The following is a 14,712-nucleotide window of genomic DNA, read 5'->3' as shown; positions in this document are numbered from 1 at the left end:
GGGAAATAGTGCTTTTTGCCGCCGTTGATGTCGGCTCGGCCCGTGTACGTGCCGGATTGTTTGCCAGTGACGGAACATTGCTGGCCCGTGCAAGCCGTGGCTTTTCGCTGATCGCCGGTCCCTCTGGGCAGGCCACACATGATTTCGCCGAAATCTGGCAAGGCGTCGCGGATTCGCTGGCCGAGGCGCGCCGGATGGCCGGTGCCGCCCCCTCACAGATCAGTTCGCTGGCCTTTGACGCCACCTGCTCGCTGGTGGTGGATGCCCCCGGCTTCTCGCCCGACGTGATCGCCTGGCACGACCACCGCGCCCATGCCGAGGCGGCGGAACTCAGCCAGATCGCTCATGAGGTGGTCACCCGCGCGGGCGGTTCGGTCTCGCCCGAGATGCAGACCCCGAAACTGATGTGGCTGGTCCGCCATCACCCCGAGATCTGGGTCAATCTGCGCAGCGTCCGCGACCTTTGCGACCACCTTGCATGGCGCGCGACGGGGATCGAGGCTCGCTCGCTCTGCGCGGTGGCCGCCAAATGGGCCTATCTGCCGGATCGTGGCGGCTGGCAGGACGATCTGCTTATCCAGACCGGCATCCAGAACTTCCCCCGCGACGGCCAGATCCTGCCGCCCGGCAGCCGTATCGGCCCGCTGTCGGAACGCGGCGCGGCCGAGCTTGGCCTTGACCGCGAAACGCTGGTCGCCGCCGGTCTGATCGACGCTTTCGCGGGCGCGCTTGGCGCGGCACCGGGCATGCCCACGCTGATCGCGGGAACCTCGAACTGCGTCATGGCCCGGAACATCTCCCCCGGTCGCGGCATCTGGGGGCCCTATCCCGGCGCGATCATGCCGGGCGAGCAGGTCTCGGAAGCCGGTCAATCCGCGACCGGCGCCCTACTGGAAACCATCCGCCAGCTTTACCCCGAGCCGCAGACCCATGACGCAATTCTCGCACGGATCGGCACCGCCCCCGATCACGACGAAAAGCTGCACTTGCTGCCCGATTTCAAGGGCAGCCGCACCCCCTTCGCCGACCCGCTGATCCGGGGCGTCGCCCATGGTCTGTCGCTGGATCGCAATCCCCGTTCGCTCGACCGGCTTTACTGGCGGGCGGCGGTCGGGATCGCGCTTGGCACCCGGCAGGTGATCCGGCATATGGGCCTTGCCCCGGAACGGCTGGCGATGGCGGGCGGTCAGGCCCGCTCTGCCCTGATGCGCCAGACCTATGCCGACACGACCGGCGCCGAGATCCACTGGCAGTCCGAGGATGCGGTGCTTCGCGGCTCGGCCATCGCCGCCGCTGCCCCGCTGATCGGGGGTATTCAGGCCGCCCGCGCGGCCTTTGCCCGCCCTTTGACCGTGACCACCCCGAACCCGGCCCAAAGCGCCCGGCGCGAACGTGACTGGCACATCTTCCTGCGCATGCAACAGCATCGCGAAGAAATCGCCCGGATGTAACGCTTCGCTGTCCGCGACCCGAAAAGCAAAAGGGGCGCCCGAAGCGCCCCTCTTTTCTTCCTGCAAAGGCCCCGATCAGGCGCCTTTGTAGATATCCACCAGCTTCTGCAGCATCTCCAGCGCATCTGCACGCGACCGCTGGAAGCTGTTCCGCCCGATGATCGAGCCATTGCCGCCGCCGTCACGGATCGCGCGGGCATCGTCGAAGACCGCATCCGCACCCTTGGCCGCACCGCCCGAGAACACAACGATCCGGCGACCGTTGAAGCTGGCCTGCATGCAATGCTCGACCCGCTTCGCCTGCGTCGCGATCTCGATCTTCTTGTCCTCATAGACCTTCTTCGCCTCACCCAGCATCAGATGGTCGGTGGACAGCTTGATCTTGATGATATGGGCACCGATCAGCGCCGCGATCTGGGCCGCATAGGCCGCCACATCGATGGCGGTCTCGCCGTCCTTGGTGATCGCCTCGCCGCGCGGATAGGACCAGATGACAGTGGCCACACCCTTGGCGGCGGCCTCTTTGCGCATCTCGACGATCTCTTCGAACATATCCAAAGCCATGTCCGAGCCCGGATAGATGGTAAAGCCGATGGCCGCACAGCCCAGACGCAGCGCATCATCGACCGAAGCGGTGACCGCCTGATTCTTGCCCGCCGTGTCCGACATCAGGCTGTTGGCGCTGTTCACCTTGAGGATGGTCGGGATTTGCCCGGCAAAGGTATCCGCCCCGGCCTCGATCATGCCCAGCGGCGCCGCATAGGCGTTCAGACCGGCATCGATGGCAAGCTGATAATGGTAATGCGGATCATAGGCGGCAGGATTGGCGGCAAAGGACCGCGCCGGGCCATGCTCGAAACCCTGATCGACCGGCAGGATGATCATCTTGCCGGTGCCGGCCAGCTTGCCGGTCATCAGCATCCGCGCCAGTTGCGCCTTCACGCCCGGCGTCTCGCCTTCGTAATTGGCCAGGATCTTCCGAACCGTATCGGTCATCTGCATGGATCGCTCTCCTTTGATGGTTGGCGGCTCATTATCATGGCCCGCGACAGAGGCAACGCTGGTGACGCTAACACCCTTCAACATCCGCGAAAACGCGAGAATCAGCCCATTCGCTGTTTGTCACAAAAGATGAATAAAACCTTAATTACAAAAGATTGGCGCGGAATGCGGAGCATATGCATAGAGGAATGCAGAACAAGTCAAACTTGTCGGAGGTCGTATTGTGATAAGTTCTGCCATTTCCCCGCAGCATCTGGTCCTTCTGGGCGGATCGACGAAACACGCATTCGTCGATTTCGGCGCGGACCAGCGAAGCATTTTCCAGCGCCCGATCACCGCGCTTGGTGAAACCCCGCAAACCGCCCCGCTGCCGCCGGTGACAGAGGCTGCCCCGGTCGAGGCGTCAACGCCCTATAAGGCGTGGCTTGGCGCAACCAGCGCCTATGGCGATGCCGCCAGCAGCCACATCGCCAGCGCGGAAAGCATCGCCCCTGCGGAAAGCGATGCTCCAGCGGAACCGGCCACCCCCGCGCCCGATATCGCCGCGCCACCCGCCGCCCCTGATGAGGCACCGCAGGCATCCGCCCCGCCACCGCCGGAACCTGCCGCGCCCACACCTGCTCCGACACCTGTCACAACCGCTGAACCGGCCCCTGTCCCGGCCGAGGCACAACCCACACCGCAACCCGCTGCATCACAGCAACCTGCCCCCACCCCGCCACCTGCGACGAACGGCGGCGTGGTGACGACCTTGGTGAAAACGGTCGGCGGACTCTTTGGGAGATGATCTTGCCTCAGGCCCGGTCTCGGACGGCCCGGCATTGAAGCAAAGGACCGGCGCCCATCTGCGCCAATAAAAAGGGGCGGCCCGCGCCGCCCCTTTCTCTGTTCCTCAATCTTGCTTCAGCGCCCTTGCTTCAGCGCCGGGCCTTCGCCTCCAGCGCCGCCACGCCCGGCAGTTCCTTGCCTTCCATCCATTCAAGGAAAGCCCCGCCTGCCGTCGAGATGAATGTGAAATCATCCGCCACGCCCGCCTTGTTCAGCGCCGCGACCGTATCGCCGCCCCCCGCGACCGAGATCAGATTGCCTTCGCGCGTCAGCCGCGCCGCGTCCTGCGCCGCCGCATTGGTCGCACGGTCGAAGGGCGCGATCTCGAACGCGCCCAGCGGGCCGTTCCAGATCAGCGTCTTGCAGATCTCCATCGCCTCGCGGATCGCCGTCACCGTCTCCGGCCCCGCATCAAGGATCATCGCATCCGCCGGGCATTGATCGACCGGCAGCGTCTCATTCTCGGCCCCGGCCTTGAATTCGCGCGCGACGACGATGTCCTTGGGCAGCAGGATCACACAATTCGTCTGCGCGGCCTTGTCCAGAATGGCGCGGGCGGTTTCAGCCATGTCACGCTCGGCCAGTGATTTGCCGACCTCGACGCCCTGCGCCACAAGGAAGGTGTTCGCCATGCCGCCGCCGATCACCAGATGATCGACCTTCTCGACCAGATTGGTCAGCAGTTCCAGCTTGGTCGAGACCTTCGCCCCACCCACGACCGCCATCACCGGCCGCTGCGGCGATCCAAGCGCGGCGTCCAGCGCCTTCAACTCGGCCTCCATCAGCCGCCCTGCCCCTGCGGGCAAAAGCTGCGCCAGACCCTCGGTCGAGGCATGGGCACGATGCGCCGCCGAGAAAGCGTCGTTGATATAGGCCCCGCCAAGCGCCGCGATGGATGCCGCGAAGGTCGGATCGTTCTGTTCTTCGCCCTCGTGGAAGCGGGTATTTTCCAACAGCGCGACATCACCCGGCTGCAAAGCCGCTACGACGCGCTTGGCCGGACCGCCGATCGTATCCTCGGCAAAGGCCACCGGCTGACCCAGCGCCGCCTCGAGCGCGGGCAGGATTTGCTGCAGGCTCATGCTGTCCACGCGTTTGCCCTTGGGCCGGTCGAAATGCGCCAGCAGAACCGGAATGCCGCCCTTGGCCTGAATGTCCTTCACCGTCGGCACGATCTTGTCGATCCGGGTGGTGTCGGTCACTCGCCCCGCTTCGACCGGAACGTTCAGATCGACGCGGGTCAGAACCACCTTCCCGTCAAGATCCATGTCATCAATGGTGTTGAACTTTGCCATATCACTCATGCCCCTCGGCTTTAACGCGTTGAGGGCTTGTCCCGCATGGGCGGCCCGGCGTCAACAGTGACAAAACCGTGAGGGCCAACCGAAGCCCATTTCGCCCGAAATCGCCCCGCGCAACACCCACCGTTCGCAAGCTGTGTACAGCCTGTGCACATTCAGTGCTTGCCCGGTGCACGCCCCGTGCAGCAAAAAACCCAGCATTTGCTGGTCCGGCGCTTCTTGCCGCTTCTTCGTTGCGAAAATACCCGTTGCAACGCCCGCCCCCCGTTGCGCCGCCGATCACCCGAAGCTGAGCGGATGGTGATCGGCGGCTCACCGCCTTGCGCGTTGCACTGATCCCTGCAAGGGCCTAAGTCGGAAGGCGAACGTGGCAAAGGAGGGCCGGATGGCCGACATCAAAGACCCCGAAAACACCATCATCATCGAGCTAAAGGATGGTCCCGTCGTCATCGAGCTGCTGACAGATGTGGCCCCGAAACATGCCGAGCGCATGAAGGAACTGGCCCGCGCCGGAGCCTATGACAACGTGGCCTTCCACCGGGTGATCGACGGCTTCATGGCCCAGACCGGCGATGTCGCCAATGCCAATATGGAAAAGGGCTGGAATGCCGGTCGCGCCGGCACCGGCGGCTCGGACCTGCCGGATCTTCCGGCCGAGTTTTCCAAACTGCCGCATGACCGCGGCACGCTTGGCGCTGCACGGTCGCAGAACCCGAACAGCGCGAACAGCCAATTCTTCATCAATTTCAAAGACAACCACTTCCTCAACGGTCAATACACCGTCTATGGCCGGGTGATCGAGGGGATGGAGCATGTGGACAAGATCGTCCGGGGCGAGCCGCCTTCAAGCCCCGACCGCATGATCTCGGTCAAGGTGGCCGCCGATGCATAAGGCGCTTCTGATCCCGGCTTTCCTGCTGACCGCCACCGCCGCCGTCGCGCAGGACGCCCCCGCCCATGCCGACGGCCCCGGCCCGAACATGGTGATCGAGGTTGCCGCCGCAGATGGCAGCTCCAAAGGTACGATCACGCTGGATCTGCTTGAGGACAAGGCCCCGAACCATGTCGCGCGTCTGGTCGAACTGGCGAAAGCCGGTGCCTATGACGGCGTCGTCTTTCACCGCGTGATCGACGGCTTCATGGCCCAGACCGGCGATGTCGAGCATGGCAAACAGGACGGCGATACCTCTCGCGCCGGGATGGGCGGATCGGATCTACCTGATCTTGATGCCGAATTCGGCGATGTCAGCTTCGATGCAGGCACCGTCGGCATGGCCCGCGCGCAAGACCCGAACAGCGCCAACAGCCAGTTCTTCATCGACTTGGCCCCGGCCCCGTTCCTTGACGGTCAATACACCGTCGTCGGGCAACTGGTCGAAGGGTGGGACGTGCTGAGCGCGATCAAAAAGGGCGATGCTGCCGCCAATGGCTCGGTCGAAGAGCCCGACTACATGCTGAAAGTCACCATCGTCGAGTGATCCAGCCGCAGGTTTGCGCCCGAAAAGCGTCAAATCACTGATAAAGGGGGCGGGAACGCCCCCTTTTCGCACTTGCAGCATCGATGTGGCAGCGCCTATCTTGCCGCAACATGGAAAAGCGCGACCTGCCAGATCTGACCGAAATCACAGCCGATGCCGCGGTTGATCGGGCCCGGCACGGCTGGCGCGCGAAATGTCTGCAGCGTCTTGTGCGGATCGACCTTCCCGTTCCCCGCAGCTTCGCCATTCCCGCCGCCACTGTCAGCTCTATCGCAGCCGGGCATCGCCTGCCGGTCGATCAGTTGCACGGGGTCTTCGTCGAAGGCAACGGGCTGGTCAGCGTGCGCCCCTCGGCGGTGAAACCGGATTGGGGCGGGCCGCGCACGGTTCTGAACGTGGGCATCAACGATCAGGTTCATGCGCAACTGGCCAAGCGGATCGGTCAGGACAATGCCGACGCGATCTATCTGAATTTCGTTCAAAGCTATGCCACCAACATCGCCCGCCTCGACCCCGAGATGTTCAGCCAGGACGGGCCGGATGCCCTTGCCGAGGCCCTGAAGCTTTATCAGGACGAGATGGAAGCGCCGTTCCCGCAGGACCCGGTGATTCAGTTGGCCGAGGTTCTGCGCTCGATGGCGCGGGCATGGGACGGCCCGACGGCGCGGCTTCTGCGGCAGGCCAAGGGCGCGCCCGCCGATGCGCCTCTGGGGCTGGTGGTGCAGGATATGGCGCCTGCGCTTGGGCCCGGTCTTTGCGGCTCGGGCACGATCCAATTCATCGACTCGGTCACCGGCACGCCGCGCGTCACCGGCCGTTTTCGTGGCCAGCATCATGGCGGCGCAATCGGCGCGGGCGCACAAACCCTGTATCTGAACCGGGATGAGCGCGGTCCCTCGCTTGAGGAAGCCTCGCCCGAGCTTTTCGGCGATCTGCTGCGCTTCGGCATCGCCGCGCGCGAGCGTCTGCGCGAGGAAATGCAGATCGAGTTCGTGATCACCGATGGCAGGATCTCGATCATCGATGCAACGCGGGTGCAGCGCAGTTCGCGCGCCAGTGTGCGGGTGGCGGTGGCGCTGGCCCGGGAAGGCATCATCTCGACCGCCGAGGCGATCATGCGGGTCGAACCGCGCGCCCTGACTGATCTTCTGCACCATCAGGTCGATCCCCGCGCCCCGCGCGAGGTTCTGGCCCGTGGCATCAATGCCAGCCCCGGCGCTGCGACCGGGCGGATCGTGTTCTCGGCTTCTGCGGCGCAGGCAGCGGCGGCGCGGGACGAAGCCTGCGTGCTTGTCCGCCGCGAAACCGTGCCCGAGGATATCCGTGGCATGCATGCCTCGGTCGCCGTGCTGACCGAACGCGGCGGCACCACCAGCCATGCCGCCGTGATCGCGCGCGGCATGGGCAAGCCCTGCATCGTCGGCGCCAGCGGCATCAGCATCGACAGCCGCGCCCGGACCATTCGGGCGGGTGGTCGCGTACTGAACGAGGGTGACGAGATCACCATCGACGGCACCTCGGGCGAGGTTCTGGCGGGCAGCGCAGCCTTGCTTGGCCCGGCGCTGGACGACAGTTTCAACCAGCTTCTCGACTGGGCCGACGCGGAAAGCGATATGGTGGTGCGCGCCAATGCCGACACCGCCGAGGATGCGCGGATGGCGCTGAACTTCAAGGCGCAGGGCATCGGGCTGTGCCGGACCGAGCATATGTTCTTCGACGGCGAGCGTCTGCCAGCCATGCGCGAGATGATCTTCGCCGATACGCCGGAAGACCGCCGCCTTGCATTGGAGCGGATCTTGCCGATGCAACGGCAGGATTTCGGCGAGCTGTTCGAGATCATGGCAGGCTTGCCAGTGACGATCCGGCTGTTCGACCCGCCCTTGCACGAATTTCTGCCGCATGACCGCGAAGGTCTGCACGAATTGGCGCAGTCGCTGGACCTGCCGCTGTCGGACGTGACCCGCCGCGTCGATGCTTTGTCCGAGTTCAACCCGATGTTGGGCATGCGCGGCGTCCGTCTGGGCATTACCGTGCCGGAAATCTACGACATGCAGGCGCGGGCGATCTTCGAGGCGACCATCGATTCCAGTCGCAGCGGCGATCCTGTGGTGCCCGAAATCATGATCCCGCTGGTCTCGGCCATGCGCGAGGTCGAGCTGGTGCAGAACCGGATCGACGCCGTTGCCGCCGCCGTCAGAAACGACCGCCGGGTCGATTTCACCTATCGGCTGGGCGTCATGGTCGAAACCCCGCGCGCGGCCCTGCGTGCTGGCGACATCGCCGCGCATTGCACCTTCCTGTCCTTCGGCACGAACGACCTGACCCAGATGACCTACGGCCTGTCCCGCGACGATGCGGGCCGGTTCATGGGCACCTATGTCGGGCAAGGCGTCTATGCCGAAGATCCGTTCCATATTCTTGACGAAGACGGTGTGGGCGAACTGCTTCTGACCGGGGTGCAGCGTGCGCGCAGCCAGAACCGCAAGATCACCATCTCGGTCTGCGGCGAACATGGCGGCAATCCCGAATCAATCGCCTTCTGCCACGCGGCGGGCATGAATTACGTATCCTGTTCGCCCTTCCGGGTTCCGGTCGCCCGCCTTGCCGCCGCACAGGCGACATTGCGGGCCAAATTGCGCGCGCCGACCGACCTGTGAACCGCTGAACGATTCGACGCGATTCGCAGAATTTTTCTACTCCAAGTTGTTCAAATTACGTCCGAAACGGACCAAATTTGGCGCAATTTTACCGAAACTTGCCAGTTCACCATGAAGGCGTCGGCAGTTTGTCGCCTGAATTAGCCGATTCCGAGGGCGAACGGGGCCTCACGCGGCTGTGTCATGGTCCGGACTGTGTCGAAAACACTAATCATCCTGCTTGACACCTGCGCAAGGCGAACGCTGCCCGCGCGCCATTTACGACCTGTCAACCAGACACGGTTATAGGATTGGACATGAAAACGCTGTTCAAGCGGCTGGTTCCGGTTTGCCTTGTTGCAACCGCCGCTATCACGATCAACACGACGGGGGCCGTTGCCGGTGGCAATGGTTCGCTGTTTTCGTCGGATGTCGGTGCCCTTTCGGGCCTGCAAACGCCGCTTGCAACCGCTCGCTCGCAGCCGCTTCTATACACGGATGTCGAACCTGTGAAGGTGGAAAATCCGGCTGCGCAAGAAAATCATGACGAGGCGGAAGTGGCCGAACTTTTTCAGGCCTACGCCCAGGGTCGGTTCACCGAACAGGACCTGAATTGCCTTGCAGAAGCGGTCTATCACGAAGCACGCGGCGAAAGCCGTCAGGGTCAGGCCGCCGTCGCCGAAGTGATCCTGAATCGGGTGGAAAGCCGGTCTTTCCCCTCGACCGTCTGTGGCGTGATCAACCAGCCGGCACAGTTCAGCTATACGATCGGTGGTCGCAAGCCGATCAACAACAAGGCCGCCTATCTGCGCGCCCGCGACGTGGCCAAGGCCGCACTGTCCGGTGCGCCGCGCGTCCTGACCGATGGTGCGACCTATTTCCATACGCCCTCGGTGCGTCCCGACTGGTCCAGCCGGTTCACCCGCACGGTGCAGATCGGGCAGCATATTTTCTATCGTCGCGGCGGCCAGCGCGTCGCCTCTAACTGACCGGGGTCGCAGACAGGCTTGCCTGCCGCCCGGATTTGCGGTGAATGGCGTCTATGACACAGCCTGACCGTATCCATCTGAAGGACTATATCCTCGCCACCGAAATCGGGGCGTTTCAGTCCGAACGCGGCCGCGATCAGCGCCTTCGCTTCAATCTTACCGTCGATTTGCGCGATCCCGTCAGCGGGGTCGATGATCACGTCGACCGCATCCTGTCCTATGACGTGCTGACCGAGGCGATCGCGACCGCATTGGCCGATCAACGTTACAATCTGGTCGAGACCTTGGCGGAAAAGATCGCCGCCGAAGTGCTGGCCCATCCCCGCGCCGCGCGGATCGAGGTGACGGTCGAAAAGCTCGACCGTGGCCCCGGCGCGCTTGGCGTCACCATCAGCCGCGATGCCGGTCGCGTCGATGTCGAACAGGACGTGCTGCCGGTCCGGCTGATTCTTGGCAATCCCGGTGCCGCGCCGGATGCGGCGGCGGTCATCCTGCCCCACGCCCCCGGCCTGCCTTTGCCCGATGCCGCTTTGCGCCGGGTGGTCCTGCTGGCGCTAGATCAGGCGGCGTGGACGCTCTCTGCCGCGCTTGGCCTCGAAGTCGCCGAGACCCGGACCGAGCTTGATGCCGCAATCCGTGCGGGCCAGCCCGTCGTCTGGGCACCGACGCGCCTTGCCTCGGACGCGCCGGAAGCCGGGCAGACGCCGGAAGCGCTGGCATTCTGGCTGGCGCGGCGGCTGAAGGCGACCGGGCTGGATATTGTTCTACCTGCAGACGCGACCCTGCCCGTCACTCCCGAAGATCTGACACTGCCGATCGGCAGGATCACCCCGGCATGAGCCCGAACCGGCTTTATTACCGCCCGATCCCCGATCAGGGGCCCGCGCCGCGCTATCGGTTGGTCGGCGGCTGGGCCGGGTTTTCGCAGTTCGAGGTTTTGCAGCGTGGTCACGCCCCCCGGCTAAGCGACAGCGCCCCGGATGAGGTCATCGCCGCACTGACCGCGCCCCGGCCCGCGATTGCTGGCCTGGCGATGGATCGCCCGCAGATCATGGGCATCGTCAACGCCACGCCCGACAGCTTCTCTGACGGCGGCGCCTATGATCCGGTGGCGCAGGCCGAGCGGTTGTTGACCGAGGGCGCGGATATTCTGGATATCGGCGGCGAATCCACGCGTCCGGGGGCAGAGGAAGTTGCGGTCGGTGACGAGATCGCCCGTATCCTGCCCACGATCCGGCAGATGGCCGGGCGGGTTCCGGTCTCGGCAGATACCCGGAAATCCGCCGTTGCGCGTGCGGCTCTGGAGGCGGGGGCGACCCTGATCAACGACGTATCCGGCTTTGATTTCGATCCGGGGCTGGCGGCGCTGGTGGCAGAGGCGAAGGTGCCGGTCTGTCTGATGCATGCGCAGGGCCTGCCCGCGCATATGCAGGACGATCCGCGCTATGATGACGTGCTGCTGGACGTCTATGACGCGCTGGAACAGCGGATTTTGCGCGCCGAGAATGCCGGGATCGCAAGACAGCAAATCGTGATCGATCCGGGTATCGGATTTGGCAAGAACACCGTTCATAATCTTGCGTTATTGCGGCGGATTTCGCTGTATCATGGACTCGGCTGCGTCATCCTGCTGGGCGTCTCGCGCAAGCGGTTTATCGGCGAGATCGGGCAGGCCGCAGATGCGGCGGCGCGGTTGCCCGGAACGCTTGCAGTGACGCTTGCCGCGCTGGATCAGGGGGTGCAGATCCACCGCGTTCATGACGTGGCAGAGATAAGACAGGGGCTGCGGTTGTGGCAGGCTCTTAACAAGGACGAAACGGGGCAAAGATGAGCAGAGGTCTTTTCGGCACTGACGGCGTACGCGGGCGTGCCAATACCCATCCGATGACGGCCGAAATGGCGCTGCGTCTGGGCGCGGCGGCGGGCCGGTATTTCCGGCGCGACGGGCATAACGTGCATCGGGTGGTGATCGGCAAAGATACGCGGCTGTCGGGCTATATGCTGGAAAACGCGCTGACCGCCGGGCTGACCTCGACCGGCATGAACGTGCTGCTGCTGGGCCCGGTGCCGACGCCTGCCGTGGGTTTCCTGACCCGCTCGATGCGGGCCGATCTGGGCATCATGATCTCGGCCAGCCACAACCCAGCCGAGGATAACGGTATCAAATTCTTCGGCCCCGACGGCTTCAAGCTGTCCGATGAGGCCGAGGCAGAGATCGAGGCGATTGTCGCGGGCGAGATCGAGCCCTCGCAACCGCAGAATATCGGTCGGGCGAAGCGGATCGATGACGGTCGCGGGCGTTATGTCGAATATGCCAAGACCACCTTCCCGTCTGGGCGTCGGCTGGACGGGCTGAAGGTCGTGGTCGATTGCGCGAATGGGGCGGCCTACAAGGCTGCGCCCGAGGTGCTGTGGGAACTGGGCGCGGATGTGATCCCATTGGGCGTGAAGCCTGACGGGTACAACATCAATGCCGGTGTCGGCTCGACCCACCCCGAGGCTTGCGCGGCGGCGGTTCTGGAACATGGCGCGCATCTTGGGATTTCGCTGGATGGCGATGCCGACCGGGTGATCATCATCGACGAAAAGGGCCGGATCGCCGATGGCGATCAGATCATGGCGCTGATGGCGGCGCGATGGGCGGAACAGGGCCGGTTGCAGGGTGATGCGCTGGTGGCGACGGTGATGTCGAATCTGGGCCTTGAGCACTATCTGGAACGTCGCGGTTTGCGACTGGAACGGACCCGCGTCGGCGACCGCTATGTGGTCGAGCGGATGCGCGAGGGCGGCTTCAATCTGGGCGGCGAACAGTCGGGCCATATCGTGATGACCGATTACGCGACGACCGGCGACGGGCTGATCGCGGCGATGCAATTCCTTGCCGCGCTGGCCGAATCCGGCGACAGCGCCAGCGTGCTTGCGGCGCAATTCGATCCGGTGCCGCAGCTTCTGAAGAATGTGCGCTATGCCGCCGGGGCCGATCCGCTGTCGGCGGACGAGGTGCGCCGCGTCATCGCCGAGGCCGAGGCGAAGCTGGCCGGGACCGGCCGGGTGCTGATCCGCAAATCGGGGACCGAGCCGTTGATCCGCGTGATGGCGGAAGCAGAAAACGAACATCTGCTGCGCGAAGTGGTGGATGGGATCGTCGCGGCGGTCGAGAAGGCTGCCTGATCCCGCAGGCGGGGGGCCAGCCCCCCGCGCCCCCCCCCCGGGATATTTTCGGACCAACGCAGGCCAGTCAGCGGATTTCTGTTGCCGGATCGTAGTCATAGATCCAGTCAAAGCGGGACAGGACGCGGCGTGGCACAATGCGGCCTGCGAGGCGCAGGGCGGTATGGGCGGCAAGGCGTTTTGCGCCGGTCAGATGATAATTGCGCGCATTGGCATTTGCCGCCGCGACGATCTGCGTGACCCTTGGTTTGCGCAGCGCCTCGAACCGGGCAAGCGCGGCGGGTTGATCCGCGTCAGTCAGGCATGCGGCAAGAAGCCATGCGTCTTCGATGGCCATGCATGCCCCTTGGGCCATGAATGGCAGGGTGGAATGCGCGGCATCGCCGATCAGGACATGGGTGCCGTCCTGCCAGATACGCGCGACCTCGTGCCGGAAGAGCCCCCAGATATGCGTCTGCTGCACGCGGGCCAGCCAGTCCGGCACCGGGCCGCCGAACGCCGCGAAAGCGTGGCGCAGGTTTTCGGGGTCATCCCGATGCGACCAGCCTTCATCCTGCCAGTCGCGCCGCTCTTGCACGGCGACCAGATTGCGCAGGCCCGAGGCGAGAGGATAGCTGACCAGATGCCGACCGGGGCCCATGAAGACCTGTGCTTCGGGGGCATCGCTGGCATCATCGGCAATCACCGCGCGCCATGCCGTCTGGCCGGTGAAGAACGGCACTTCACGTCCGTTGAGGTGCTGCCGGGTGCGACTGTGCAGACCATCGGCACCGATGATCAGCGGCGCGTCCGGTAAGGCCTCGACGGGCTGGTCAAGCTGGATCTCCACCCCTGCATCGCGAGCCGCCGCCGCCAGAATCTCGATCAGCCGGGCGCGGTGGATCAGGCGGTAGCGCGCATCGGGGCGGTGACGCTGCATGTCCAGCCGCAGGACGGTCGCGCCCGAGGCATCGCGCAGATGCACCGCGCGACTGGGCAATGAGACCGCGTCCAGTGCTGCCGCCAGACCAAGGGCATCCAGCACCCGCACCGCATTCGGGGAAAGCTGCAATCCGGCGCCGATCTCGGACAGTTCGGGCGCGCGTTCCAGCACGCGGGTCCGGATGCCGCGCCGGGCCAGTGCAAGCGCCGTCGTCAATCCGGCGATGCCCGCGCCAATGATCACAGCCTGATATTCTTGCTGCATGCCCCTGCCCTGCCTTCAGGAATCGATACGCCGCCGACCAGTTGGATCGACGGCGCATCCTGTGGTCCGGTGCCGGTCCGCAAAGACCGGGCCGATTCCTTAGTCGTCGCGATGGACCCGCTCGCGCCGCTCATGACGCTCCTGCGCTTCGAGCGTCATCGTCGCGATCGGGCGCGCGTCCAACCGTTTCAGGCTGATCGGCTCGCCCGTCATTTCGCAGTAACCGTATTCGCCAGTTTCGATCCGGCGCAGTGCTGCGTCGATCTTGCTGACCAGCTTGCGCTGACGGTCACGGGTGCGCAGTTCCAGCGCGCGGTCGGTTTCTTCACTGGCGCGGTCGGCCAGATCGGGAACGCTGCGTGCGCTGTCCTGAAGTCCTTCCAACGTCTCGGCGGACTGTTCTAGCAGTTCCTGCTTCCACGCTTCCAATTTTCTGCGAAAATATTCGAGCTGCCGATCATTCATGAACGGTTCATCTTCGGCGGGACGGTAATCCTGTGGCAAGAATGTCTGGGCTTTCATGCGTCTCTCCGGGGGCGACGGCGGGTGTGCTTAACCATCACCTTGCGCGCCCCCTTAAAGTATGGCGTCTTGCTTGTCACTAGCGGAAAGCTCGGTATTTGTTCGCAGGAATGCGTTGCCTCTCGTCTGACGGTATCGTGACGCAAGA

13 protein-coding genes are annotated in these 14,712 nt (G+C 64.5%); 9 read left to right on the top strand and 4 right to left on the bottom strand.

The genetic code is table 11. The annotated features are described in order from the left end of the window. Positions 1–8: 8 nt before the first annotated feature. Positions 9–1,451, top strand: coding sequence for an FGGY-family carbohydrate kinase (locus JJJ17_RS20630; RefSeq protein WP_200684129.1), 1,443 nt, complete (start codon positions 9–11; stop codon positions 1,449–1,451). Between the two features lie 75 nt (positions 1,452–1,526). On the opposite strand, the gene JJJ17_RS04690 is transcribed toward JJJ17_RS20630, so the two are convergent. After that, the gene (locus tag JJJ17_RS04690; RefSeq protein ID WP_200684128.1) at positions 1,527–2,453 is read right to left on the bottom strand and encodes a class I fructose-bisphosphate aldolase; all 927 of its coding nucleotides are present in this window, start codon (positions 2,451–2,453) and stop codon (positions 1,527–1,529) included. Positions 2,454–2,676: 223 nt separating this feature from the next. On the opposite strand from JJJ17_RS04690, the gene JJJ17_RS04685 reads away from it, so the two are divergent. After that, complete coding sequence (locus JJJ17_RS04685) at positions 2,677–3,240, top strand: hypothetical protein (RefSeq protein WP_200684126.1); 564 nt, start codon at positions 2,677–2,679, stop codon at positions 3,238–3,240. A gap of 130 nt (positions 3,241–3,370) precedes the next feature. Here the strand turns inward: JJJ17_RS04685 and JJJ17_RS04680 are convergent, their stop codons facing one another. Then, a complete protein-coding gene (locus JJJ17_RS04680; RefSeq protein ID WP_200684811.1) occupies positions 3,371–4,576 on the bottom strand; it encodes a phosphoglycerate kinase in 1,206 nt (401 codons plus the stop codon). 391 nt (positions 4,577–4,967) lie between these two features. Between JJJ17_RS04680 and JJJ17_RS04675 the strand changes: the two genes are divergently transcribed. From JJJ17_RS04675 to glmM, 7 genes are all read left to right on the top strand, one after another. Further along, positions 4,968–5,474 carry a peptidylprolyl isomerase gene (locus JJJ17_RS04675; protein ID WP_200684124.1) on the top strand — a complete coding sequence of 169 codons (507 nt, stop codon included), beginning with the start codon at positions 4,968–4,970 and terminating at the stop codon, positions 5,472–5,474. Then, positions 5,467–6,060 carry a peptidylprolyl isomerase gene (locus JJJ17_RS04670; protein ID WP_200684122.1) on the top strand — a complete coding sequence of 198 codons (594 nt, stop codon included), beginning with the start codon at positions 5,467–5,469 and terminating at the stop codon, positions 6,058–6,060. Before JJJ17_RS04675 ends, JJJ17_RS04670 begins: the two co-directional genes overlap by 8 nt. 110 nt (positions 6,061–6,170) lie before the next feature. Beyond that, a complete protein-coding gene (locus JJJ17_RS04665) occupies positions 6,171–8,717 on the top strand; it encodes a putative PEP-binding protein (RefSeq protein ID WP_200684120.1) in 2,547 nt (848 codons plus the stop codon). Positions 8,718–9,013: 296 nt separating this feature from the next. Further along, positions 9,014–9,685 carry a cell wall hydrolase gene (locus JJJ17_RS04660; protein WP_200684118.1) on the top strand — a complete coding sequence of 224 codons (672 nt, stop codon included), beginning with the start codon at positions 9,014–9,016 and terminating at the stop codon, positions 9,683–9,685. 44 nt (positions 9,686–9,729) lie between these two features. Then, positions 9,730–10,524 carry a dihydroneopterin aldolase gene (locus JJJ17_RS04655; RefSeq protein ID WP_234463864.1) on the top strand — a complete coding sequence of 265 codons (795 nt, stop codon included), beginning with the start codon at positions 9,730–9,732 and terminating at the stop codon, positions 10,522–10,524. Further along, positions 10,521–11,516, top strand: a complete 996-nt coding sequence (folP, locus tag JJJ17_RS04650; RefSeq protein ID WP_200684116.1) for a dihydropteroate synthase — start codon at positions 10,521–10,523, stop codon at positions 11,514–11,516. The genes JJJ17_RS04655 and folP overlap by 4 nt, the downstream gene beginning before the upstream one ends. Next, complete coding sequence (gene glmM, locus JJJ17_RS04645; protein WP_200684115.1) at positions 11,513–12,856, top strand: phosphoglucosamine mutase; 1,344 nt, start codon at positions 11,513–11,515, stop codon at positions 12,854–12,856. The genes folP and glmM overlap by 4 nt, the downstream gene beginning before the upstream one ends. 67 nt (positions 12,857–12,923) lie before the next feature. On the opposite strand, the gene JJJ17_RS04640 is transcribed toward glmM, so the two are convergent. After that, entirely contained in the window at positions 12,924–14,042 is a 1,119-nt protein-coding gene (locus JJJ17_RS04640) for an FAD-dependent oxidoreductase (protein ID WP_200684114.1), read from the bottom strand. 99 nt (positions 14,043–14,141) lie between these two features. Continuing rightward, entirely contained in the window at positions 14,142–14,564 is a 423-nt protein-coding gene (gene dksA / locus JJJ17_RS04635; protein WP_154763233.1) for an RNA polymerase-binding protein DksA, read from the bottom strand. Positions 14,565–14,712 lie beyond the last annotated feature (148 nt).

The organism is Paracoccus caeni, from assembly GCF_016629665.1.
In the GTDB taxonomy this organism is placed as follows: Bacteria; Pseudomonadota; Alphaproteobacteria; order Rhodobacterales; family Rhodobacteraceae; genus Paracoccus; species Paracoccus caeni.
This window is presented reverse-complemented; position numbering and strand designations above follow the sequence as displayed.